Origin of the sequence: Luteimonas composti (assembly GCF_042678665.1) — a bacterium.
In the GTDB taxonomy this organism is placed as follows: domain Bacteria; phylum Pseudomonadota; class Gammaproteobacteria; order Xanthomonadales; family Xanthomonadaceae; genus Luteimonas; species Luteimonas composti.
Map to the genome: position 1 here is coordinate 653,442 of NZ_JBHTKU010000001.1, position 21,828 is coordinate 675,269.

19 protein-coding genes are annotated in these 21,828 nt (G+C 69.1%); 10 read left to right on the top strand and 9 right to left on the bottom strand.

Annotated elements, in window-relative coordinates:
* The first annotated feature begins 15 nt into the window (after window positions 1–15).
* Window positions 16–234 carry a translation initiation factor IF-1 gene (infA, locus tag ACFQ2D_RS03050; protein ID WP_112926214.1) on the top strand — a complete coding sequence of 73 codons (219 nt, stop codon included), beginning with the start codon at window positions 16–18 and terminating at the stop codon, window positions 232–234.
* Between the two features lie 146 nt (window positions 235–380).
* Window positions 381–2,234, top strand: coding sequence for a DUF885 domain-containing protein (locus tag ACFQ2D_RS03055; protein ID WP_280940950.1), 1,854 nt, complete (start codon window positions 381–383; stop codon window positions 2,232–2,234).
* A 95-nt stretch (window positions 2,235–2,329) separates the two neighbouring features.
* Here the strand turns inward: ACFQ2D_RS03055 and clpA are convergent, their stop codons facing one another.
* A complete protein-coding gene (clpA, locus tag ACFQ2D_RS03060; RefSeq protein ID WP_280940949.1) occupies window positions 2,330–4,612 on the bottom strand; it encodes an ATP-dependent Clp protease ATP-binding subunit ClpA in 2,283 nt (760 codons plus the stop codon).
* Window positions 4,613–4,690: 78 nt separating this feature from the next.
* Window positions 4,691–5,008 carry an ATP-dependent Clp protease adapter ClpS gene (gene clpS, locus ACFQ2D_RS03065; RefSeq protein ID WP_280940948.1) on the bottom strand — a complete coding sequence of 106 codons (318 nt, stop codon included), beginning with the start codon at window positions 5,006–5,008 and terminating at the stop codon, window positions 4,691–4,693.
* A gap of 102 nt (window positions 5,009–5,110) precedes the next feature.
* On the opposite strand from clpS, the gene ACFQ2D_RS03070 reads away from it, so the two are divergent.
* From ACFQ2D_RS03070 to ACFQ2D_RS03095, 6 genes are all read left to right on the top strand, one after another.
* A complete protein-coding gene (locus ACFQ2D_RS03070; RefSeq protein WP_280940947.1) occupies window positions 5,111–5,584 on the top strand; it encodes a hypothetical protein in 474 nt (157 codons plus the stop codon).
* 3 nt (window positions 5,585–5,587) lie between these two features.
* Window positions 5,588–6,052: an NUDIX hydrolase gene (locus ACFQ2D_RS03075; protein WP_280940946.1), complete on the top strand. Its 465-nt coding sequence runs from the start codon at window positions 5,588–5,590 to the stop codon at window positions 6,050–6,052.
* Window positions 6,049–7,170, top strand: a complete 1,122-nt coding sequence (gene mnmA, locus ACFQ2D_RS03080) for a tRNA 2-thiouridine(34) synthase MnmA (protein ID WP_280940945.1) — start codon at window positions 6,049–6,051, stop codon at window positions 7,168–7,170. Before ACFQ2D_RS03075 ends, mnmA begins: the two co-directional genes overlap by 4 nt.
* Window positions 7,170–7,769 carry a high frequency lysogenization protein HflD gene (gene hflD / locus ACFQ2D_RS03085; protein WP_280940944.1) on the top strand — a complete coding sequence of 200 codons (600 nt, stop codon included), beginning with the start codon at window positions 7,170–7,172 and terminating at the stop codon, window positions 7,767–7,769. The genes mnmA and hflD overlap by 1 nt, the downstream gene beginning before the upstream one ends.
* A gap of 187 nt (window positions 7,770–7,956) precedes the next feature.
* Entirely contained in the window at window positions 7,957–9,189 is a 1,233-nt protein-coding gene (locus ACFQ2D_RS03090; protein ID WP_280940943.1) for an amidohydrolase, read from the top strand.
* Window positions 9,190–9,295: 106 nt separating this feature from the next.
* Window positions 9,296–9,532 (top strand): hypothetical protein, encoded by a 237-nt coding sequence (locus ACFQ2D_RS03095; protein WP_280940942.1) that lies wholly within the window; start codon window positions 9,296–9,298, stop codon window positions 9,530–9,532.
* On the opposite strand, the gene ACFQ2D_RS03100 is transcribed toward ACFQ2D_RS03095, so the two are convergent.
* The 4 genes from ACFQ2D_RS03100 to ACFQ2D_RS03115 all read right to left on the bottom strand — a co-directional run bounded on the left by ACFQ2D_RS03100 (window position 9,529) and on the right by ACFQ2D_RS03115 (window position 13,253).
* Window positions 9,529–9,882, bottom strand: coding sequence for a DUF3817 domain-containing protein (locus ACFQ2D_RS03100; protein ID WP_280940941.1), 354 nt, complete (start codon window positions 9,880–9,882; stop codon window positions 9,529–9,531). The two genes, ACFQ2D_RS03095 and ACFQ2D_RS03100, sit on opposite strands and share 4 nt — an antisense overlap.
* Before the next feature lie 140 nt (window positions 9,883–10,022).
* Window positions 10,023–12,614: a bifunctional aconitate hydratase 2/2-methylisocitrate dehydratase gene (gene acnB / locus ACFQ2D_RS03105; RefSeq protein ID WP_280940940.1), complete on the bottom strand. Its 2,592-nt coding sequence runs from the start codon at window positions 12,612–12,614 to the stop codon at window positions 10,023–10,025.
* A 46-nt stretch (window positions 12,615–12,660) separates the two neighbouring features.
* Entirely contained in the window at window positions 12,661–13,059 is a 399-nt protein-coding gene (locus ACFQ2D_RS03110; RefSeq protein WP_280940939.1) for a type II toxin-antitoxin system VapC family toxin, read from the bottom strand.
* Window positions 13,056–13,253: an AbrB/MazE/SpoVT family DNA-binding domain-containing protein gene (locus ACFQ2D_RS03115; protein ID WP_280940938.1), complete on the bottom strand. Its 198-nt coding sequence runs from the start codon at window positions 13,251–13,253 to the stop codon at window positions 13,056–13,058. Before ACFQ2D_RS03115 ends, ACFQ2D_RS03110 begins: the two co-directional genes overlap by 4 nt.
* Before the next feature lie 168 nt (window positions 13,254–13,421).
* On the opposite strand from ACFQ2D_RS03115, the gene acnA reads away from it, so the two are divergent.
* On the top strand, window positions 13,422–16,184 hold the full coding sequence (gene acnA / locus ACFQ2D_RS03120) for an aconitate hydratase AcnA (RefSeq protein WP_280940937.1): 2,763 nt from the start codon (window positions 13,422–13,424) through the stop codon (window positions 16,182–16,184).
* Window positions 16,185–16,558: 374 nt separating this feature from the next.
* Here acnA and ACFQ2D_RS03125 read toward each other — a convergent pair whose 3' ends face one another.
* The gene (locus ACFQ2D_RS03125; protein WP_386795521.1) at window positions 16,559–17,002 is read right to left on the bottom strand and encodes a nuclear transport factor 2 family protein; all 444 of its coding nucleotides are present in this window, start codon (window positions 17,000–17,002) and stop codon (window positions 16,559–16,561) included.
* Window positions 17,003–17,183: 181 nt separating this feature from the next.
* On the opposite strand from ACFQ2D_RS03125, the gene ACFQ2D_RS03130 reads away from it, so the two are divergent.
* Window positions 17,184–18,857 (top strand): long-chain fatty acid--CoA ligase, encoded by a 1,674-nt coding sequence (locus ACFQ2D_RS03130; protein ID WP_280940935.1) that lies wholly within the window; start codon window positions 17,184–17,186, stop codon window positions 18,855–18,857.
* A 154-nt stretch (window positions 18,858–19,011) separates the two neighbouring features.
* On the opposite strand, the gene ACFQ2D_RS03135 is transcribed toward ACFQ2D_RS03130, so the two are convergent.
* Together ACFQ2D_RS03135 and lysS are read right to left on the bottom strand one after the other, a co-directional pair.
* Window positions 19,012–20,079 carry a response regulator gene (locus tag ACFQ2D_RS03135; RefSeq protein WP_280940934.1) on the bottom strand — a complete coding sequence of 356 codons (1,068 nt, stop codon included), beginning with the start codon at window positions 20,077–20,079 and terminating at the stop codon, window positions 19,012–19,014.
* A 177-nt stretch (window positions 20,080–20,256) separates the two neighbouring features.
* Window positions 20,257–21,780, bottom strand: coding sequence for a lysine--tRNA ligase (gene lysS / locus ACFQ2D_RS03140; protein ID WP_280940933.1), 1,524 nt, complete (start codon window positions 21,778–21,780; stop codon window positions 20,257–20,259).
* Window positions 21,781–21,828: the final 48 nt, after the last annotated feature.

Consider the following 21,828-nt stretch of genomic DNA (forward strand, 5'->3'; position numbering starts at 1 on the left):
CCGGCAACAGGACGAATGGCGAAAGACGACGTCATCGAATTCGAAGGCACGATCTCCGAGACCCTCCCGAACACCATGTTCCGGGTCAAGCTGGAGAACGGCCACGAAATCATTGCGCATATCTCCGGACGCATGCGCAAGAACTACATCCGGATCCTGACCGGCGACAAGGTCAAGGTCGAGATGACCCCCTACGACCTGACCAAGGGTCGCATCACCTACCGCATGAAGTAGTTCCGGCGCCGCCGGAACCTACCCGCGCGCCGCAGCGCGCACCCACGCGGACCCCATCGGCTCTTCCGCTCCTCCCCTGCCATCGGTCGCATGGCGGAGGCGGCAGCGTGCGCCTATGCTTCGGACATCCCATCCGGAGTCGCCCGATGCACAGGCCCGCCCCCCTCCGCGCCCTCGCGCTGTCCCTCGCGCTCGCGCTGTCCGCGCCGGTGCTCGCGCAGACCGCTGCGCCAGCCGTCGCCAGCGAGGCCGCGCAGGGCGAGAGCCAGCGCCTCAACGCCTGGTTCGAGGCCAAGTACGAGCAGCAGCTGCGCTTCAGCCCGATCGCGCTCACCTTCCTGGGGCGCAAGGAACTCTACGATCGCCTGGACGACATGTCCGAACAGGCGCAGGACGAACAGCTGGCCTGGCAGAAGGCCACGGTCGAGGAAATGGAAGCCACGTTCGACCGCGACGCGCTCGACGACGAGGCCAGGCTCTCCTACGACCTGTGGAAGCTGCAGTACGAGAACGCGGCGGCGGCCAACCGCTTCCGCCGCAACGTCTACGTCTTCAACCAGATGCAGGGGGCGCAGTCGTTCCTGCCGACCTTCCTGATCAATTTCCACAAGGTCGCGAACGAGGCCGACTACCGCGCCTACATCGCGCGCCTCGTCGAGGCCAGGCGCGCCATGGGCCAGATGCTGGAGTTGGCCCGCCGCAACGCCGGCGACGGTTACCGCATGCCGCGCTTCGCCTACGATGGGGTGCTGGCCGAGGCACGCGCGGTCGTCACCGGCGCTCCCTTCGGCGAGGGTGCCGATTCGGCGCTGCGGGCCGACCTGCAGGCCAAGGCCGATGGACTGGTCAAGTCCAGCGCGATCGACGAGGCGCGCGCGGCCGCGCTCAGGGACGAAGCGCGCCAGGCCCTGCTGGACAACATCAAGCCGGCCTACGACGCCCTGATCGCCTGGGCCGAGGCCGATCGCGCCAACGCGCTGGAGAACCCCTCCGGCGTGGGCAGCACCCAGCGCGACGGCGCCGCCTACTACGCCAACCAGCTGCGCATGCACACCACCACCGATCTCGATGCCGAGGCGGTGCACCGGATCGGCCTCGACGAGGTCGCGCGCATCCACGGCGAGATGGAGGCGGTGATGAAGCGGGTCGGCTTCGAGGGCGACCTCAAGGCCTTCTTCCGCCACATCGCCACCGATCCGAAGTTCAAGTATCCCGACACCGACGCAGGCCGGCAGGCCTATATCGACGATGCCACCCGCGCCATCGACAACATCAAGAAGGTGCTGCCGCAGTACTTCGGCCTGTTGCCGAAGGCCGACCTGGTGGTCAAGCGCGTCGAGCCGTTCCGCGAGCAGCCCGGCGCGGCACAGCATTACTTCCCCGGCACCGCCGACGGCTCCCGGCCGGGCGTGTACTACGCCCACCTGTCGGACATGAACGCGATGCCGAAGCCGGAGCTGGAGGTGATCGCGTACCACGAGGGGCTGCCGGGCCACCACATGCAGATCTCGATCGCGCAGGAACTGACCGGCGTGCCCGAGTTCCGCACCCAGGCGCGCTCCACCGCCTATTCGGAAGGCTGGGGGCTGTATGCCGAATGGCTGGCGCGGGAGATGCCCGGCACCTACGAGGACCCCTACTCGGAGTACGGCCGCCTGGCGTCGGAGCTGTGGCGCGCGGTGCGCCTGGTGGTCGACACCGGCCTGCACGCCAAGGGCTGGACCGAGCAGCAGGCGGTGGACTATTTCACCGCCAACTCGGCCACGCCGGAGGCGGCGATCCGTTCGGAAATCCAGCGCTACATCACCTGGCACGGCCAGGCCACGGCCTACAAGATCGGCATGCTGCGCATCCAGGAGCTGCGCCGCAAGGCGGAAGCCGAGCTCGGCGACCGCTTCGACATCCGCGGCTTCCACGACGCCGTCCTGGGCGGCGGCGCTTTGCCGCTGAACCTTCTCGAGCGGCGCGTGGACCACTGGATCGCCAGCCGCAAGGGCTGACGTGCCTGTCCGCCCCGGATCGTCCGGTTCCGGGCCGGGTGCGGACATCGAAAAGGCGGCCACGGGCCGCCTTTTCCGTCCACCGGCGCGCTGCCTTACTCCACGGTTGCCGGCAGCAGCTTCTCCGGCTCGGCGAAGGTCTCCACCACCAGCTCGTCGTCCTTGACGTCGATGCTGACGCGGCCGCCCTTGGCGAGCTTGCCGAACAGCAGCTCGTCGGCGAGCGGACGCTTGACCTTGTCCTGGATCACGCGGGCCATCGGCCGCGCGCCCATCTGCGGATCGAAGCCGTGCGCGGCGAGCCAGTCGCGGGCCGCCGGGGTGCTGGTCATGGCCACGTTCTTCTCGTGCAGCTGGGTTTCCAGCTCGATCAGGAACTTGTCCACCACGCGCAGGATGTGGTCCATGCCCAGCGCCTGGAACTGCACGATCGCGTCGAGACGATTGCGGAATTCCGGGGTGAAGCCCTTGCGGATCACTTCCATGGCATCGGTGCTGTGGTCCTGGCGGGTGAAGCCGATCGACCGGCGCGAGGCCTGGGCGGCGCCCGCGTTGGTGGTCATCACCAGGATCACATTGCGGAAGTTCGCCTCGCGCCCGTTGGTGTCGGTCAGCACGCCGCGGTCCATGACCTGCAGCAGGATGTTGAAGATGTCCGGATGCGCCTTTTCCACTTCGTCGAGGAGCAGCACGCAGTGCGGGGTCTTGACGATCTTCTCGGTCAGCAGGCCGCCCTGGTCGAAGCCGACGTAGCCCGGGGGCGCGCCGATCAGGCGCGAGACCGAATGCGGCTCCATGTACTCGGACATGTCGAAGCGCACCAGCTCGATGCCCAGCTGCAGCGCGAGCTGGCGGGTGACCTCGGTCTTGCCCACACCGGTCGGGCCGGCGAACAGGAAGTTGCCGATCGGCTTGTCCGGGTTGCCCAGGCCGCTGCGCGAGAGCTTGATCGCGGAGGTCAGCAACTCGATGGCCGGGTCCTGCCCGAAGATCACCATCTTCAGGTTGCGCTCGAGGTGCTCGAGCACGTCCTTGTCCGACGCACTGACCTGCTTGGTCGGGATCCGCGCCATCTTGGCCACGATCGCCTCGACCTCCTCGACGTCGATCAGGTGCTTGCGCACCTCGGCCGGCAGCAGCCGCTGCCGCGCGCCGGCCTCGTCGATCACATCGATCGCCTTGTCCGGCAGCAGCCGGTCGCCGATGTGCTTGACCGACAGGTCGACCGCCGCCTGCAGCGCCTCGTCCTGGTATTCGACGTCGTGGTGCTCCTCGTAGCGGGCCTTGAGGCCACGCAGGATCTCGTAGGCCTCGCCGACGGTCGGCTCGACGATGTCGATCTTCTGGAAGCGCCGCGCCAGCGCGCGGTCCTTCTCGAAGATGCCGCGGTATTCCTGGAACGTGGTCGAGCCGATGCAGCGCAGCTCGCCCGACGCCAGCGCCGGCTTGATCAGGTTGGACGCGTCCATCGTGCCGCCCGAGGCGGAACCGGCGCCGATGATGGTGTGGATCTCGTCGATGAACAGGATCGCGCCCGGGTGCTTCTTGATCGCGGTCAGCACCGCCTTCAGGCGCTTCTCGAAATCGCCGCGATACTTGGTGCCGGCCACCAGCGCGCCCAGGTCGAGCGAGTAGATGGTCGCGTCCGCCAGCACGTCCGGGACCTCGCCGTGCACGATGCGCCGCGCCAGGCCTTCGGCGATGGCGGTCTTGCCCACGCCGGCCTCGCCGACGTAGAGCGGGTTGTTCTTGCGCCGGCGGCACAGCACCTGGATGGTGCGCTCGATCTCCTCGGCGCGCCCGACCAGCGGGTCGATGCGGCCCTCGCGGGCCATGGCGTTGAGATCCGTCGCGAACTCGGCCAGCGCATCACCCTTGGCTTCGCCCTCGCCGCCCTCGGCCCGGGCCGCCGCATCCTCGCCGCCCTGCTCGGGCGCCTCTCCGCCGGTCTTGGCGATGCCGTGCGACATGTAGTTGACGACGTCCAGCCGGGTCACGTCCTGCTGGTGCAGGAAATAGACCGCGTGCGAGTCCTTCTCGCCGAAGATCGCCACCAGCACGTTGGCGCCGGTGACCTCCTTCTTGCCCGAAGACTGGACGTGATAGACGGCGCGCTGCAGCACGCGCTGGAAGCCCAGCGTGGGCTGGGTGTCGCGGCCGTCGTCCTCGGGCAGCTTGGAGACCGAGGTCAGGATGGCCTGCTCCAGGTCGCCGCGCAGCCGTTCGAAGTCGGCGCCGGTGGCCTTGAGCACCGCTTCCGCGGACGGATTGTCGAGCAACGCGAGCAGCAGGTGCTCGACCGTCATGTACTCGTCACGCGCCTCGCGGGCGCGCTTGTAGCACTGGCCGATGCTGTACTCGAGATCCTTGCTGAACATGGGGAGGCAACCTCCAGGGAACTGCAGCCTGTATGGGGCCGCGGTTCGGGCTTTTCCATGCCCCGGCCTCGGCCCCTTTTAGGCCTTTTCCATGGTGCAGAGCAAGGGGTGCTGGTTGAGCCGGGCGTATTCGTTCACCTGCGCGACCTTGGACTCGGCCACCTCCCGGCTGAACACCCCGCACACCCCGCGTCCGCGGGTGTGCACGTGCAGCATCACCTGGGTGGCGCGCTCGAGGTCCATGGCGAAAAACCGCACCAGCACGTCGACCACGAAATCCATCGGGGTGTAGTCGTCGTTCAGCAGCAGCACCGAGTACAGCGGCGGACGCGCCAGTTCCGGCTTGCCGGTCTCGACGACGGTGCCATGCTCGTGTTCGGGATGCTTGCGGGTCATCGGGCAATTATACGGAGCCGCGGCCATTGCCCGGTACGCCCCGGCATGGACGCGGCGCCGGCCGGCACGAGACAATCCGGGGTCCAACCAAGGGGGACGAGGATGAAACACCGTATTGCACTCATGTTCGCCGCCGCGCTGGCCGCCCTGCCCGCCCTCCCGGCGCTGGCCGACAGCTCGGTCGCCTCCCGCTTGGACGCGCGCGGGATGCGCTACGAGATCGACGGCGACGGCGACTACAAGGTCGTCTACAACTATGCCGAGGAAGGCCGGACCCAGCTGGCCTTCGTGTCCGGCCGCACCGAGGACATCGCCGGCTTCCGCATCCGCGAGGTGTTCGCCCCGGCGGCGCGCCTGGACCAGGATGGGATCGACGGCGCCCGTGCCCTGGCCCTGTTGCAGGACAGCCGCGAGCAGAAGCTCGGGGCCTGGGAGGTCGCCGGCGACGTGCTCTACTTCGTGATCAAGCTGCCCGACAGCGTCGACGCCGCCGCGCTCGAGGCCGCCATCGACATCGTCGCCCAGGTGGCCGACGACAAGGAGATCGAGTTCAGCGGCGACCGCGACGAACTCTGACCCATGGCCTATCGCGAAGGACGCTTCTGGCAACCCGACGTCACCGTGGCCACGGTGGTGGTCGACGACGGCCGCCTGCTGTGCGTCGAGGAGCGGGTCCAGGGCCAGCTGGTGCTGAACCAGCCGGCCGGGCACCTGGAGCCGGACGAGAGCCTGCTGGAAGCGGCCCTGCGCGAGACCCTGGAGGAGACCGGCTGGGACGTGCGCCTGACCGCCTTCATCGGCGCCTACCAGTGGAAGGCGCCGGAGACCGGCCGCCACTACCTGCGCTTCGCCTTCGCCGCCGAACCACTGCGGCACGATCCGTCCCGCACCTTGGACGAGGGCATCGAGCGGGCGCTGTGGCTGGCGCCCCCGGAGCTGCGCGCGGAGGCGGCGCGGCATCGCAGCCCGCTGGTGTGGCAGGTGGTCGCCGACTACCAGGCCGGCCGTCGCCATCCGCTGGCCCTGGTGCAGCACCTGGGATGAGCGGTGCACGGGTCATCGTCGGCATGTCCGGCGGCGTCGATTCCTCGGTCGCCGCGCTGCTGCTGCGCGACGCCGGCACGCCGATCGCCGGGCTGTTCATGCAGAACTGGACCGACGACGGCAGCGGCGAATGCCGCGCCGAGGACGACCGTCGCGACGCGGTGGCGGTGTGCGGCCGGCTCGGGATCCCGATCCATTTCCGCGACTTCTCGTCCGAGTACTGGAGCGGCGTGTTCGAGCACTTCATCGCCGAATACGCGGCCGGGCGCACGCCCAATCCGGACGTGCTGTGCAACCGCGAGATCAAGTTCCGACATTTCCTGGACGCCGCGCGCGAACTGGGCGCAGACAAGATCGCCACCGGCCATTACGCGGCCGTCGGGCAACGCGGCGGGCAATGGCGGCTGCTGCGCGCGGCCGACCGCGCCAAGGACCAGACCTATTTCCTGCACCAGCTGGGCCAGGACCAGCTGGCCGCCACCGAATTCCCGCTCGGCGCGCTGGCCAAGGCCGACGTGCGTGCCATGGCCCGGGAGACCGGGTTGCCCACGGCGGCCAAGAAGGATTCCACCGGCATCTGCTTCATCGGCGAGCGCGATTTCCGCAGCTTCCTGTCGCAGTACCTGCCGGCCCGCGAGGGCGAGATGCAGACCCCGGACGGGCGCGTGGTCGGCCGCCATCCCGGCGTGTTCTATTTCACCCTGGGCCAGCGCGAAGGCCTGCAGCTGGGTGGGCTGCGCGGTTTCGACGCCGCGCCCTGGTACGTGGTCGGCAAGGACGTCGCGCACAATGTGCTGGTGGTTGACCAGGGCAGCGACAGCCCCCATCTCAGATCGACGCGGCTGTGGAGCGAGCCGGCGCACTGGATCGGCGGTTCGCCGCCGGCGCGCCGCTTCGACTGCACGGCCCAGACCCGTTACCGGCAACCGGAGGAACCCTGCCAGGTGAGCATCGACGAATCCAGCGGCAGCCTCGAGGTGGTGTTCCGCAACCCGCAGCGCGCGGTGACGCCCGGCCAGTCCGTGGTGCTCTACGACGGCGACGCCTGCCTGGGCGGCGCGGTCATCGCCGCCACCGATGCGCCGCTGGAGCAGCGCCTGCGCGGAGCCGCGGCATGATGGACGATCGCGTTCTCGCCCTGGCCGGGCTCGGGCAGGCGCTCAAGCAGGTGCGCCGCATCGCCGAGACCGGCCAGGCCGATGCCGCCGTGCTCTCGACCTGCCTGGACAGCGTGTTCCGCATCGATGCGCCCTCGCCCGAAGAGGTCTACGGCGGCGCGCGCAACCTGCGCCCCGGCCTGCTGCTGCTGCGCGATTTCCTGGCCGGCCAGGGCGACGATCCGCAGTTGCCCAAGCTGGCGCTGGCGGTGACCCAGCTCGAGCGCCGCTTCGTGTCCGACGACGAGGTCGCCGGGCGCGTGCACGAAGGCATCCTCGCCATCCGCCCGCGCGCCGACGAGCTCGGCGCCAGCCATCCCGAAGTGCTGTCGGCGCTGGGAACGCTGTACGCCGAAACGGTCAGCCAGCTGCGTCCCAAGGTCATGGTCCAGGGCAATCCGCACTATCTCGGCCAGGCAGGCGTGGTGGCCGAGATCCGCGCCATCCTGCTCGCCGCACTGCGCTCGGCGGTGCTGTGGCGCCAGCTCGGCGGCAGCGTGTGGGACCTGTTCCTGCGCAAGCGCGCGCTCCAGCAGTCGATCGAGGGCTGGCTGGATTGAGCCGGACACCCGCTTCCCCCTCCGCCTGAGCGGCCGCCGGGCGAGCGCGCCCCGTTCCGTTGCCGACGCGCAGGCCGGAGCGCGCGGCAGGGGAACGTCCGGATTTTCACGGCGAGCCCGGGACGCCAGCCTTACCCTCCGGGCTCCAGGCCGCGCCAGTCGGCGCCTTCCTGTCCCCGGGGGTCGCATGTCGATCAAGAAGATCCTGTCCGGCCTGGCGTCCAGCCGGGACAGCCGCGAGGCGCTGTACAAGCACTTCCACCGCCACCCGGAACTGTCGCTGCAGGAACACGCGACCGCCGCGCGCATCGAGGAAGAACTGCGCTCCGGCGGGATCGACGAGGTGTTGCGCGTCGGTGCCACCGGCGTGGTGGCGATCCTGCGCAACGGCGATGGCCCCGTGGTGGCGATGCGCGGCGATATCGATGCGCTGCCGATGGCGGAGCGCTCCGGCAAGGACTACGCCGCAGTGGGGGCGACGCAGACCGACGAGGCCAGCGGCAGGGAGACGCCCGTCGCCCATACCTGCGGCCATGATGTGCACATCGTCTGCCTGCTGGATGCGACGAAGGCGCTCCATGCGCATCGCGACGCATGGTCCGGCACCTTCGTGGCCGTGTTCCAGCCCGGCGAGGAGAACGCCGCCGGCGCGAAGGCGATGGTGGCAGCCGGCATCGTGGACAAGGTTCCGAAGCCGGACGTCTACCTCGGCCAGCACGTGCTGGGTTCCCTGCCCGGCGGCGCGGTGGGCATCCGCAGCGGCCCGCTGTTCTCGGCTGCCGCCTCGATCGAGATCACCCTGCACGGCAAGGGCTCGCACGGGTCGATGCCCAACCTCGGCGTGGATCCCATCGTGCTCGGTGCCGCCGTGGTCACCCGCCTGCAGACGATCGTGGCCCGCGAGGTGGCCCCGAAGGAAACCGCGGTGGTGACCGTGGGCAGTTTCCATGCCGGCACCAAGAGCAACATCATTCCCGACTCCGCGATCCTGCAGCTCAACACCCGCGCCTTCGACAGGGACGTGGAGCGGCACTTGCACGAGGCGATCGAACGCATCGTGCGGGCCGAGTGCGAGGCCGCGCGGTGTCCGCGGCCGCCGGAGTTTCGCTATTACGACCGGTATCCGCTGACTTCCAACCACGATGCGCCCACCGCCAGGGTGCGGGCGGCGTTCCAGGACTGGTTCGGAGACGGCGCGGTCGACATGGGGCCGGTGCCGGCGTCGGAAGACTTCTCGATCATTCCGGACGCATTCGGCTGCCCGTACACCTACTGGGGCCTGGGCGGGTTCGCCGACTGGAAGAACGCGCCCGGCAACCATTCGCCCTTTTTCGCCCCCGATCTCCAGCCGACGCTGGACCGGGGCGTGGAAGCGATCGTCGTGGCGGCATCGCCATGGCTGGTGGCGGACAGGCAGTGAACGCCATGGCCGCGTCCCCCTCGGACGGCGCGTTCAAGGGCAACGATTCCGCCCTGCTGGGCATCGGCCAGGCGACCAGGCGGGCGCGGGTTCCGGGATCTACAAGATGGCGTCCTCGCTGGGCGCGGCGTTCGGCGTGGCGGTCTCGGCTGCCATCTTCACCGCCCTCACCGACAGCGGGCTGGAGCCCGTCGGCGCGGCGATCGAGTTCTCCGGGCGACAGGACAACCTCGCCGTGCGCGAGGCTGGCATGGTCGGCCTGGTGTTCAACGCGCTGATGGCGATCGCAGCCCTGGTCTCGGTCACCGTCTTCATCCCGAAGCAGGCACCGGCACCGACCTAGCCGGCGAGCGCCCCCGGAGCAGCGGCGGGACGCGGCGTCGACAGCAGGCCGCGCCGGCGGAACCACGCCTCGACCGGCAGCGTGGCCAGCGGCGGGATCGCCGCCAGCAGGGCCAGCAGCAGCGCCCACATCGGCCAGCGCAGTTTCGCGCCGGCCACCACGGCCACCGCGACATAGACCAGGAAGGCCGCGCCGTGCAGCCGGCCGAACAGCCAGACGCCGAGGTCGGTGGTGCCCGTGCCGTACTTGAGCAGCATGCCCAGCAGCAGGCCGGCCCAGGTGGCGGCCTCGATGAAGGCGACGATGGCGAACATCCGGCCGGCCGGAGCCAGCGTGTCGGAACGGGTCATGCAGTGGTTTCCGGTCTGCGACGTCATCGGCCGATCCGCGACGCCCGAATGAACGGACGGCCGGAGGGCAATCCTCGCGGCCGTCCGGGCTTGCGATGCGATGCGGTGCGCCGTGACCCGGCGCATCCGCATCATCCGCGTCAGGCGGCGACGCTGGCGGCCGTCTCGCGATACTCCTCGATCTGGTCGAAGTTCATGTAGCGGTAGATCTCGGCGCCCTTCTCGTTGATCACGCCGATGTCCGCCATGTACTCGGCCTTGCTCGGGATCTTGCCCAGGCGCGAGCAGATCGCCGCCAGCTCCGCCGAGCCCAGGAACACGTTGGAGTTGCGGCCCAGGCGGTTGGGGAAGTTGCGGGTGGAGGTGGAGAACACCGTCGCGCCCTCCCGCACCTGGGCCTGGTTGCCCATGCACAGCGAGCAGCCCGGCATCTCCATGCGCGCGCCGGCGGTGCCGAAGGTGCCGTACACGCCTTCCTTGGTCAGCTCCGAGGCGTCCATCTTGGTCGGCGGCGCGACCCACAGGCGGGTCGGGATGTCGCGCTTGCCTTCCAGCAGTTTGGCCGCCGCACGGAAGTGGCCGATGTTGGTCATGCACGAACCGATGAAGACCTCGTCGATCTTCGTCCCGGCGACGTCGGACAGCGACTTCACGTCGTCCGGGTCGTTCGGGCACGCCAGCAGCGGCTCGTGCACCTCGGCCAGATCGATCTCGATCACCGCGGCGTACTCGGCGTCGGCATCGGGCTCGAGCAGCTGCGGGTTCGCCAGCCACTCCTCCATCCTGGCGATCCGGCGGGCCAGCGAACGCGCGTCCTGGTAACCCTCGGCGATCATCCACTTCAGCAGCGTGATGTTGCTGGTGAGGTATTCGATGATCGGCTCCTTGTTGAGCCGCACCGTGCAGCCGGCGGCCGAGCGCTCGGCCGAGGCGTCGGACAGCTCGAACGCCTGCTCCACCTTCAGGTCCGGCAGGCCCTCGATCTCGAGGATGCGGCCGGAGAAAATGTTCTTCTTGCCCTGCTTGGCGACGGTCAGCAGGCCGGCCTTGATCGCGTAGTACGGGATGGCGTTGACCAGGTCGCGCAGGGTCACGCCCGGCTGCATCTGGCCCTTGAAGCGGACCAGCACCGACTCCGGCATGTCCAGCGGCATCACGCCGGTGGCCGCGGCGAACGCGACCAGGCCGGAACCGGCCGGGAACGAGATGCCCACCGGGAAACGGGTGTGCGAGTCGCCGCCGGTGCCGACGGTGTCGGGCAGCAGCATGCGGTTGAGCCAGCTGTGGATCACGCCGTCGCCCGGACGCAGCGAGATGCCGCCGCGGGTGGAGATGAACTCCGGCAGGGTGTGGTGGGTCTTGACGTCGACCGGCTTGGGGTAGGCGGCGGTGTGGCAGAACGACTGCATCACCAGGTCGGCCGAGAAGCCGAGGCAGGCCAGGTCCTTGAGCTCGTCGCGGGTCATCGGCCCGGTGGTGTCCTGCGAACCCACCGAGGTCATCTTCGGTTCGCAGTAGGTGCCTGGACGCACGCCCTGGCCTTCCGGCAGGCCGCAGGCGCGGCCGACCATCTTCTGCGCCAGCGAGTAGCCCTTGCCGGTGTCGGCCGGCTGCTGCGGCAGGCGGAACAGGTCGGTGGCCGGCAGGCCCAGCGACTCGCGGGCCTTGGCGGTCAGGCCGCGGCCGATGATCAGCGGGATGCGGCCACCGGCGCGCACCTCGTCGAACAGCACCTCGGACTTGACCTGAAACTCGGCGATGACCTGGCCGTCCTTCAGCGCCGTGCCCTCGTACGGGCGCAGTTCGACCACGTCGCCGTGGTTCATCTGCGAGACGTCCAGCTCGATCGGCAGGGCACCGGCGTCTTCCATGGTGTTGTAGAAGATCGGGGCGATCTTGCCGCCCAGGCAGACGCCGCCGGCGCGCTTGTTCGGGATGTACGGGATGTCGTCGCCGGTCCACCACAGCACCGAGTTCGTAGCCGACTTGCGGCTCGAACCGGTGCCGACCACGTCACCGACGTAGGCGACCAGGTGGCCCTTGCCCTTGAGCGAGAGGATCTCCTGGATCGGGCCGCGCTTGCCGTCTTCCTCGGGCACGAACGGCGCGTCGGGGCGCTTGTTCTTCAGCATCGCCAGCGCGTGCATCGGGATGTCCGGGCGCGTGGTCGCGTCCGGGGCCGGCGACAGGTCGTCGGTATTGGTCTCCCCCGGCACCTTGAACACGGTGATGGTGAGCGACTGCGGCACTTCCGGCCGCGAGGTGAACCACTCGGCGTCGGCCCAGCTGTGCAGCACGGCCTTTGCGTTGGCATTGCCGGCCTTGGCCTTCTCCTCCACGTCGTGGAAGGCGTCGAACACCAGCAGGGTCTTCTTCAGGCCCTCGGCGGCGATGGCGCCGACGGCGGCATCGTCCAGCAGCTCGATCAGCGGCGCAACGTTGTAGCCGCCCAGCATGGTGCCGAGCAGCTCGGTCGCGCGCTCGCGGCTGATCAGCGGCGTCGACTCGGTGCCGAACGCCACCGCGGCCAGGTAGGAGGCCTTGACCTTGGCTGCGTCGTCGACGCCCGCCGGCACGCGGTTGGTCAGCAGGTCGACGAGGAAAGCCTCCTCGCCCGCCGGGGGATTCTTGACCAGCTCGATCGCGTCGGCGGTCTGCTGCGCGCTCAGCGGCAGCGGCGGGATGCCGAGGGCAGCGCGCTCGGCGACGTGGTGGCGATAGGCTTCCAACATCGGGGTTCTCCAGGAAAAACGGTCTGCAAAGACGGGAAAGAAGGAATCAGGCCTTGGGGACGATGAGCTTCAGGCCCTTGAAATAATCGCGATGGAATGCGGTGTCGAAGGTGACCAGGCCGTCGCACTGCAGCAGCGCGTGCGCGCCGACCAGGAAATCGGCGATCGGCCGCGGCTCGCCGCCACGCTGGCGCTGGCGCCGCTCCATCTCGCCCGCGCGCAGGGCCGACTTGGACTCGACCGCGCTGAAGTGCACGCCCATCTCTTCCAGGGCCGCCAGCGCGTCGGCGCCGTTGCGCAGGCGCGCGCACAGCTGCGCCAATGCCGCGTCGCACACCACTACCCGGCCGGCCGCCAGGCACTGGCGTAGGCTGGCCTCGACGGCATCGGCGCGGGGCCCATCGGTGAGCAGCTCGACCAGGACGGGGGCGTCCGCCGCGATCATCCGTCCTTCCTGCCGCCCGGATCGAGCGCGAACTTGCCGCGGACGCGCGAAATGGCGTCGTCGACGCTCTTGCGCAGGATGATGCGGCTGCCGTCGAGTTCGACCTTGAGCACGCTGCCCTTGGTCAGGCCCAGCGCGTCGCGCACGGCCTTGGGCAGGGTGATCTGGCCGCGTTCGGCCACGGTGGCTTCCATCGCACTCTCCCATGCACGGAACGGTATGGACGAATTATACATACTTCCGTCCCCATACCCCAGACCGCATACTGGTCCGGGCCAGGCGCCGGCCCTCGCGGGCCGCCCACGCCAAGCGGCGTAGACTCGACGGCAGACGCCGCAGCCAACCGCCAAAGGAGTCCCGACATGGCCGACAGTTTTTCCACCCACGCCACCCTCGAGGTCGGCGGCAGTTCCTGGACCTACGCCAGCCTGCCCCGCCTCGGCGAGCGCTTCGGGATCGCCCGACTGCCGTATTCGATGAAGATCCTGCTGGAGAACCTGCTCCGGCACGAGGACGGGGTGACCGTGCTGCCCGCCCACATCGAGGCCGTGGCGAACTGGAACCCGACCGCCGAGCCCGACACCGAGATCGCCTTCATGCCGGCGCGCGTGGTGCTCCAGGACTTCACCGGCGTGCCCTGCGTGGTCGACCTCGCCGCCATGCGCGATGCGGTGGTGCGGCTGGGCGGGCGGCCGGAACAGATCAACCCGCTGATTCCGTCCGAACTGGTGATCGACCACTCGGTCCAGGTCGACGTGTTCGGCAAGCCCGACGCGCTGGACCTCAACGGTCGCATCGAGTTCGAGCGCAACCGCGAGCGCTACGGGTTCCTGCGCTGGGGCCAGAAGGCCTTCGACAACTTCAAGGTGGTGCCGCCGAACACCGGCATCGTCCACCAGGTGAACCTCGAGAACCTCGCCCGCGTGGTGTTCACCGGCGAGAAGGACGGCCAGCCCTGGGTCTACCCCGACACCGTGTTCGGCACCGACAGCCACACCACGATGATCAACGGCATCGGCGTGCTCGGCTGGGGCGTGGGCGGCATCGAGGCCGAGGCCGCGATGCTGGGCCAGCCTTCCTCGATGCTGATCCCGCAGGTGGTCGGCTTCAAGCTCACCGGCAGGCTCCCAGAGGGCGCCACCGCCACCGACCTGGTGCTCACCGTCACCCAGATGCTGCGCAAGCACGGCGTGGTGGGCAAGTTCGTCGAATTCTTCGGCGACGGCCTGCAGCACCTGCCGCTGGCCGACCGCGCCACGATCGGCAACATGGCGCCGGAATACGGCGCGACCTGCGGCATCTTCCCGATCGACCAGGAATCGCTGAACTACCTGCGCCTGTCCGGCCGCGACGAGGCGCAGATCGCCCTGGTCGAGGCCTACGCCCGCGCGCAGGGCCTGTGGCACGAACCCGGCGCGCCCGAGGCCGAGTACAGCAGCGTGCTGCACCTGGACATGGCCGAGGTGCGGCCGTCGATGGCCGGCCCGCGCCGGCCGCAGGACCGCGTCCTGCTCGAGGACGTGCGCAGCAACTACCGGGAGAACCTGCCCGCGCTGACCGCGAACCGGGACCGGCGCGATCCGGAGGTGGCCAACTATGTCGCCGAGGGCGGCGGCGGCGCCGTGGGCAACGAACTGCTGCAGCGCGGCTTCCACGACACCGTCATCGACGGCCGGAACGTACGGCTGAAGGACGGCGCGGTGGTGATCGCGGCGATCACCTCCTGCACCAACACCTCCAACCCGGCGGTGATGATCGGCGCCGGCCTGCTGGCCCGCAACGCCGCCGCGAAGGGGCTGGACCGCAAGCCCTGGGTCAAGACCTCGCTCGGGCCGGGTTCGCGCGTGGTCACCGACTATCTGGAAAAGGCCGGCCTGCTGGGCGAACTGGAAAAGGTCGGCTTCTACGTGGTTGGCTACGGCTGCACTACCTGCATCGGCAATTCCGGCCCGCTGCCGCCCGAAGTCAGCCGCGCCATCGCCGGCGGCGACCTGGTGGTGACCTCGGTGCTGTCCGGCAACCGCAACTTCGAGGGCCGCATCCACGCCGAGGTCAAGATGAACTACCTCGCCTCGCCGCCGCTGGTGGTGGCCTACGCGCTGGCGGGCACGGTCGACATCGACCTGACCAGCGAGCCGCTGGGCCACGACCGCGACGGCAATCCGGTCTACCTGCGCGACATCTGGCCGAGCAACCGCGAGATCGGGGACTTCATCGCGCGCACCATCGGCCCGGAGATGTTCAAGCAGAACTATGCCGACGTGTTCAAGGGCGACAGCCGCTGGGCCTCGATCGACTCGCCCGACGGCGACCTCTACGCATGGGACGACGCCTCCACCTACATCAAGAACCCGCCCTACTTCGACGGCATGACGATGGACGTCGGCGCCATCGATGACATCCGCGGGGCGCGGGTGATGGGCATCTTCGGCGACTCGATCACCACCGACCACATCTCGCCCGCCGGCAGCATCAAGAAGGATTCGCCTGCGGGCCGCTTCCTGCAGGCGCGCGGCGTGCAGCCGGCCGACTTCAACAGCTACGGCAGCCGCCGCGGCAACGACGACGTGATGGTGCGCGGCACCTTCGCCAACATCCGGATCAAGAACCTGTTCTTCGGCGGCGAGGAAGGCGGCAACACCCTGTACTTCGGCCCGCCGGGCGCCGGCAGCGATGCGCCGGAGAAGATGTCGATCTACGACGCGGCCATGCGCTACCGCGAGGCCGGCGTGCCGACGGTGGTGTTCGCGGGCAAGGAATACGGCACCGGCTCCTCGCGCGACTGGGCGGCCAAGGGCACGAACCTGCTGGGCATCAAGGCAGTGGTGGCCGAGAGCTTCGAACGCATCCACCGCGCCAACCTGGTCGGCATGGGCGTGCTGCCGCTGCAGTTCCGCGAGGGCGAGAACGCGCAGACGCATGGACTGGACGGCACCGAGGTGATCGACGTCGTCGGCCTCGACGATGGACGCGCCAAGGCGGCCACGATCGTGGCCACGCGCAAGGACGGCAGCCAGGCCAGCATCTCCGTGGACGTGCTGCTGCTGACGCCGAAGGAAGTGGAATACTTCCGCCACGGTGGCCTGTTGCACTACGTCCTTCGCCAGCTCGCGTCGCGCAAGTAACCCGTTCGCCTCCGGACCGGGCGGAAGCCCCGCCCTCGCGCACGGCGCGAGGGCGTTCGGACGCGCGCGAGGCGATGGCTCCGGGCACGCCCTCACCTACCACCGCGGCCTGTTGCACGATGTCCTGCGCAAGCCGGCCGCGCTAACAGCTCTGCGCAGGCCGCGTCCACGACAATCCCTCCCGGCCGCGTGCCGGGCGCTCCGGCACATACGGCAGTGCGTGCAAGCCGCACAGGTTCATCCAGCCCGGCATCCGCCGCGGTCCTGGTTTGCACTTCGGCGCACGCCGTGAGCGCGCAGCTGCGCAGCCGCGTAACCGGCGAAAGCACCGTGCGTGCGCAAAGAACATCCGTGGCGCCAGGCGAGCCCGGGCGCTAGAGCATCGGCTGCCAGCGCAGGCTGGCCAGCATCCACTCGCCGTCTTCGAGCCGCCAGCCCGACTGCACCTCGTAAGCCTGCGCGCTGTCGGGCAGCATGCCGCCACTGCCGCCGCGCAGCAGCGCGGTGGTCCGCACGGTGGCGTGATCCTGCGCCATCTCCACCTGCAGTGGCCCGATCGCGATCCCGGTTTCCCGATGGCGCAGGGCCAGGCCGGCGGCGAGCCGGCGCGCGCCATCGCGGTCCAGTCCGCCGTTGCCGATGAAGTCCGGGGCCAGATGCTGCTGCAGCGCAGCAGGTTCGCGCCGGTCGATGGCTGCGACCAGCGAGGCCACGCGGCCGCGCAGGGCAGCCTCGGGCGCTTCGCGTGCGCAGGCGGCAAGCAGGGAAACGGCGAGCGCGACGAACAGCCATCTGCCGGAGGCGGCACGGTCGCGCATGCGATGGCGGGGGCGATCCTGGATGCGGTTTTCCATGGCCGCTACTGTACGGTGCGGCCGGCCCTCGCATGCGCCCGGGACGCGGGACCGCGCCTTGCCAGCCGTCCAAGCGCTATGCTCCAATCCATACTGATCGGTATCGCCCAGAATACCGGCCAAACGTCCGTGGAAGGGGGAATGCATGACGATCGAACGCCCGTGGCTTGCGCAGTATCCAGCTGGTGTACCCGCTGAAATCGAAGTCGACGAATTCCAGTCGATTCCGGCGGTGCTGGAGCAGTCGATCAGGCAATACGGCGACCGTCCCGCATTCACCAACATGGGCAAGGCGCTGACCTATGCCGAGATCGACGAACTCAGCCGCCAGTTCGCCGGCTACCTGCTGGGCGAACTGAAGCTCAAGAAGGGCGATCGCGTCGCGATCATGATGCCCAACTGCCTGCAGTACCCCATCGCCACCTTCGGCGTGCTGCGCGCCGGGCTGACCGTGGTCAACGTCAACCCCATGTACACCGCCCGCGAGCTCAAGCACCAGCTCGTGGACTCGGGCGCGAGCGTGATCCTGGTGCTCGACAACTTCGCGCGCACCGTGCAGGACGTGGTGGCGCAGACCGAGGTCAGGCAGGTGATCACCACCGGCCTCGGCGACCTGCTCGGCTTCCCGAAGGGCGCGATCGTCAATTTCGTGCTGCGCCACGTGAAGAAGATGGTGCCCGAATACGCCATCGCGGGAGCGGTCCGGTTCCGCGACACGCTGCGCCTGGGCGCGAAGCACCCGCTGCCGCCGATCACGATCACCCACGAGGACATCGCCTTCCTGCAGTACACCGGCGGCACCACCGGCGTGGCCAAGGGCGCGATGCTGACCCACCGCAACCTGGTGGCGAACATGCAGCAGGCGTCGGCGTGGGTGGGCGGCGCGGTCGAGCCCGGCGAGGAGGCCATCGTCACCGCCCTGCCGCTGTACCACATCTTCGCGCTGACGGCGAACGGACTGGTCTTCATGAAGTTCGGCGCCAAGAACATCCTGATCACCAACCCGCGCGACATGCCCGGCTTCGTCAAGGAACTCAAGCGCGAGCGCTTCACCGCCATCACCGGCGTCAACACTCTGTTCAATGGCCTGCTCAACACGCCGGGCTTCGACGAGGTGGACTTCTCCTCCCTGCACACCACCCTGGGTGGCGGCATGGCCGTGCAGCGCGCGGTGGCCGAGCGCTGGAAGAAGGTCACCGGCGTCACCCTGGTCGAGGCTTATGGCCTGACCGAGACGTCGCCGGCAGCCTGCATCAACCCGATGAACCTGGCCGAGTACAACGGCTCGATCGGCCTGCCGGTGCCGTCCACCGAATGCTGCGTCAAGGACGAGGGCGGCAACGTCCTTCCGATGGGCGAGGTCGGCGAGCTGTGCGTGCGCGGCCCGCAGGTGATGAAGGGCTACTGGAACCGCCCCGAGGACACCGCCGCGGCGATCGACGCCGACGGATGGCTGCACACCGGCGACATGGCGAAGATGGACGAACAGGGCTTCTTCTATATCGTCGACCGCAAGAAGGACATGATCCTGGTCTCGGGCTTCAATGTGTATCCCAACGAGATCGAGGACGTGATCGCAATGATGCCCGGCGTGCTGGAAGTGGCTGCGGTGGGCGTGCCGGACGAGCGCTCCGGGGAAGCGGTCAAGGTGGTGATCGTCAAGAAGGATCCCGCGCTCACCGCCGAGCAGGTCAAGGCGCACGCGCGGGAGAACCTCACCGGCTACAAGCAGCCACGCCACGTCGAGTTCCGCGACGAGTTGCCCAAGACCAACGTCGGCAAGATCCTGCGCAGGGCGCTGCGCGACGACGCGGCCTGAAGCGGGGCCGCGGCGTCCGGGCAGAATCTGCCCCTGCGCGGCACAAACTGCCCGATGGCGCAGGCGCGCGCCGACCGCGCGTGCCCTTCTTCGCCGAGCTTGACTGCGCGGACGCCGTGCGGATCGCGACCCGCTTGCGAAGCCGCGCGCCGGATCAGGCGTCGGCAGCGGCCTCGGGGGGCGCGGGCTTGGCCGCGAAGCGCTGGCAGATCGCGTCGAGGCGATCGCGGTTTTTGAGCAGGGCCGCCACGCAGCCCGGGTCGAACAGCTTGCCCGACTGGTCGCCGATATAGGTCAGCGCCTCGTCCACTGTCCAGGCCCGCTTGTACGGGCGCTTGGACACCAGCGCGTCGAACACGTCGGCCACGGCCACGATGCGGGCCTCCAGCGGAATCTCGTCGCCGGCCAGCCCGTCGGGATAGCCGCTGCCGTCGAAGCGCTCCTGGTGGCGCAGCGCGATCACCGCGCTGAGCTGGATGAAGCGGTTCTGGCTGCCCGAGAGCAGCTCGTGGCCGATGCGCGGATGTTCGCGCATCAGCGCGCCCTCCTCCGGATCCAGCGGGCCGGGCTTGAGCAGGACGGCATCGGGGATGGCGATCTTGCCGATGTCGTGCAGCGGCGCGGCCAGCTCGATCATCCGCACCTCGTCCTCGAACAGCCCCAGCTGCTCGGCGATCAGGCCGGCGACCGCGGCCAGTCGCGCCAGGTTGGCGCTCGAGCCCGCGTCGCGGTATTCGATTGCCCGCGCCAGGCGGTGCAGGGTCTCGCGCTCGCGCTCCTCGACCTCGTGCATGCTCGAGAGCAGGCGCTGCTCCAGCGACAGGGCGCGCTGCTTGATCGATTCGGACTGCTGGCGCAGCTGCAGCAGGTTGCGGCAGCGCGCCCGCAGTTCGCGCGGGCGCACCGGCTTGACCAGGAAGTCGATGACGCCGGCGTCGAGCGCGGCCTGGCGGATCGGCTCGTCGCCCACGACGGTTACCAGCACGATCGGCACGTCGCGGTGCAGCAGCGGCTTGCGGAAGCGTCGCGCGAACTCGAGCCCGTCGATCACCGGCATCCGGTAGTCGAGCAGCAGCAGGTCCGGGCGGTTCTCCTCGCACCAGCGCAGCGCCGCCTGCGGATCGCCGAAGTCGAGCACGTCCAGCTCGGGACTGATGTCCTCGAGAATATGCCGCAGCATGGTGCGGGCGGAGGTCTGGTCGTCGACGATGACGATGTTCATGGGGACGTCTGGCTCCGTAGGCATGCGCTCCCGCCCTGCTGGGCCGGACAGCTGCCCGATGGATGGATTGTTAGCAAGTCCCGTGCCCACGTCGGATCCTTCCGTCCTGTGCCTGTGCTTCAAGCCACTACGCAAAGACAGGTTAACCCAGGTCGCGCATGCCCTGCTGGCCTGCGCTCAGCCCCCCGCCTCCGGGCGCATGTAGGGGAACAGCAGGACGTCGCGGATCGAGGACGAGCCGGTCAGCAGCATCACCAGGCGGTCGATGCCCACACCCAGGCCGCCGGTCGGCGGCAGGCCGACTTCGAGCGCGCGGATGTAGTCGGCGTCGTAGTGCATGGCCTCGTCGTCGCCGCTGTCCTTGGCCTCGACCTGGGCGCGGAAGCGTGCGGCCTGGTCCTCGGGATCGTTGAGTTCGGAGAAACCGTTGGCGATCTCCTTGCCGCCGATGAACAGCTCGAAGCGGTCGGTGATGCCCGGCTCGCTGTCGGACTCGCGCGCCAGCGGCGAGACCTCGACCGGGTAATGGGTGATGAAGGTCGGCTGCACCAGCCCCTGCTCCACCGTCTTCTCGAAGATCTCCAGCAGCAGCTTGCCCCAGCCGTAACCGGGCTTGACCGGGATCTTCAGCGCCGCGCAATGGCGCGCCAGCGCCTCGCGGTCGCGGCAGTCGGCCTGGCTGATCTGCGGATTGAGTTCGCGCACCGCGTCCTCGAGCTTCCACCGGCGGAACGCCGGGCCGAGATCGATGGCGTGCCCGTCCCACTCCACCGCGGTCGTGCCCAGGGTCTCCAGCGCCACGTCGCGGATCAGGCCCTCGGTGAGGTCCATGATCTCTTCGTAGGCGACATAGGCCTCGTAGAGTTCGAGCATGGTGAACTCGGGGTTGTGGCGGGTGCTCACCCCTTCGTTGCGGAAGTTGCGGTTGATCTCGTACACGCGCTCGAAGCCGCCCACGACCAGGCGCTTGAGGTAGAGCTCGGGCGCGACGCGCAGGTAGAGATCGAGATCGAGCGCGTTGTGGTGCGTGCAGAACGGGCGCGCGGTGGCGCCGCCGGCGATGTAGTGCATCATCGGCGTCTCCACTTCCAGGAAACGGCGCGCGTCGAGCCAGCGGCGGATCGCGGCGATGATGCGCGAGCGCTTGACGAACACCTCGCGCGCCTCCGGCGTCACCACCAGGTCGACGTAGCGCTGGCGGTAGCGCTGCTCCACGTCGGCCAGGCCGTGCCACTTGTCCGGCAGCGGGCGCAGCGACTTGGTCAGCAGGCGCAGGCTCTCGGCCTTGACCGAGAGTTCGCCGGTGCGGGTGCGCATCAGCGTGCCTTCCACGGCGACGATGTCGCCCACGTCCCAGCCCTTGAACGCGTCGTAAGTGGTACCGAGCGCGGTCGACTGCAGGAACAGCTGGATGCGCCCGCTCACGTCCTGGATCTGGGCGAACGCGGCCTTCCCCATCACCCGCTTGGCCAGCATGCGGCCGGCCAGCGCCACGCGGCGGCCCTCGGCCTCCAGCGCCTCGCCGGTCCAGCGCTCGGCGTCGGCGTATTCGTCCTGCAGGTCCTGCGCGTGGTCGCGCCTGCGGAAGTCGTTCGGAAAGGCCACGCCCTGCCCGCGCAGCCCGGCCAGTTTGGTCCGGCGCTCGGCGATCAGGGCGTTCTCGTCGGCGGGCTGAGGGCTGTCGGGCTTGGGTTCGGTCACGTCTCTGGCCTTGGGATGGGCGTGTATCGGGCGGAATGCGTCGGTGCG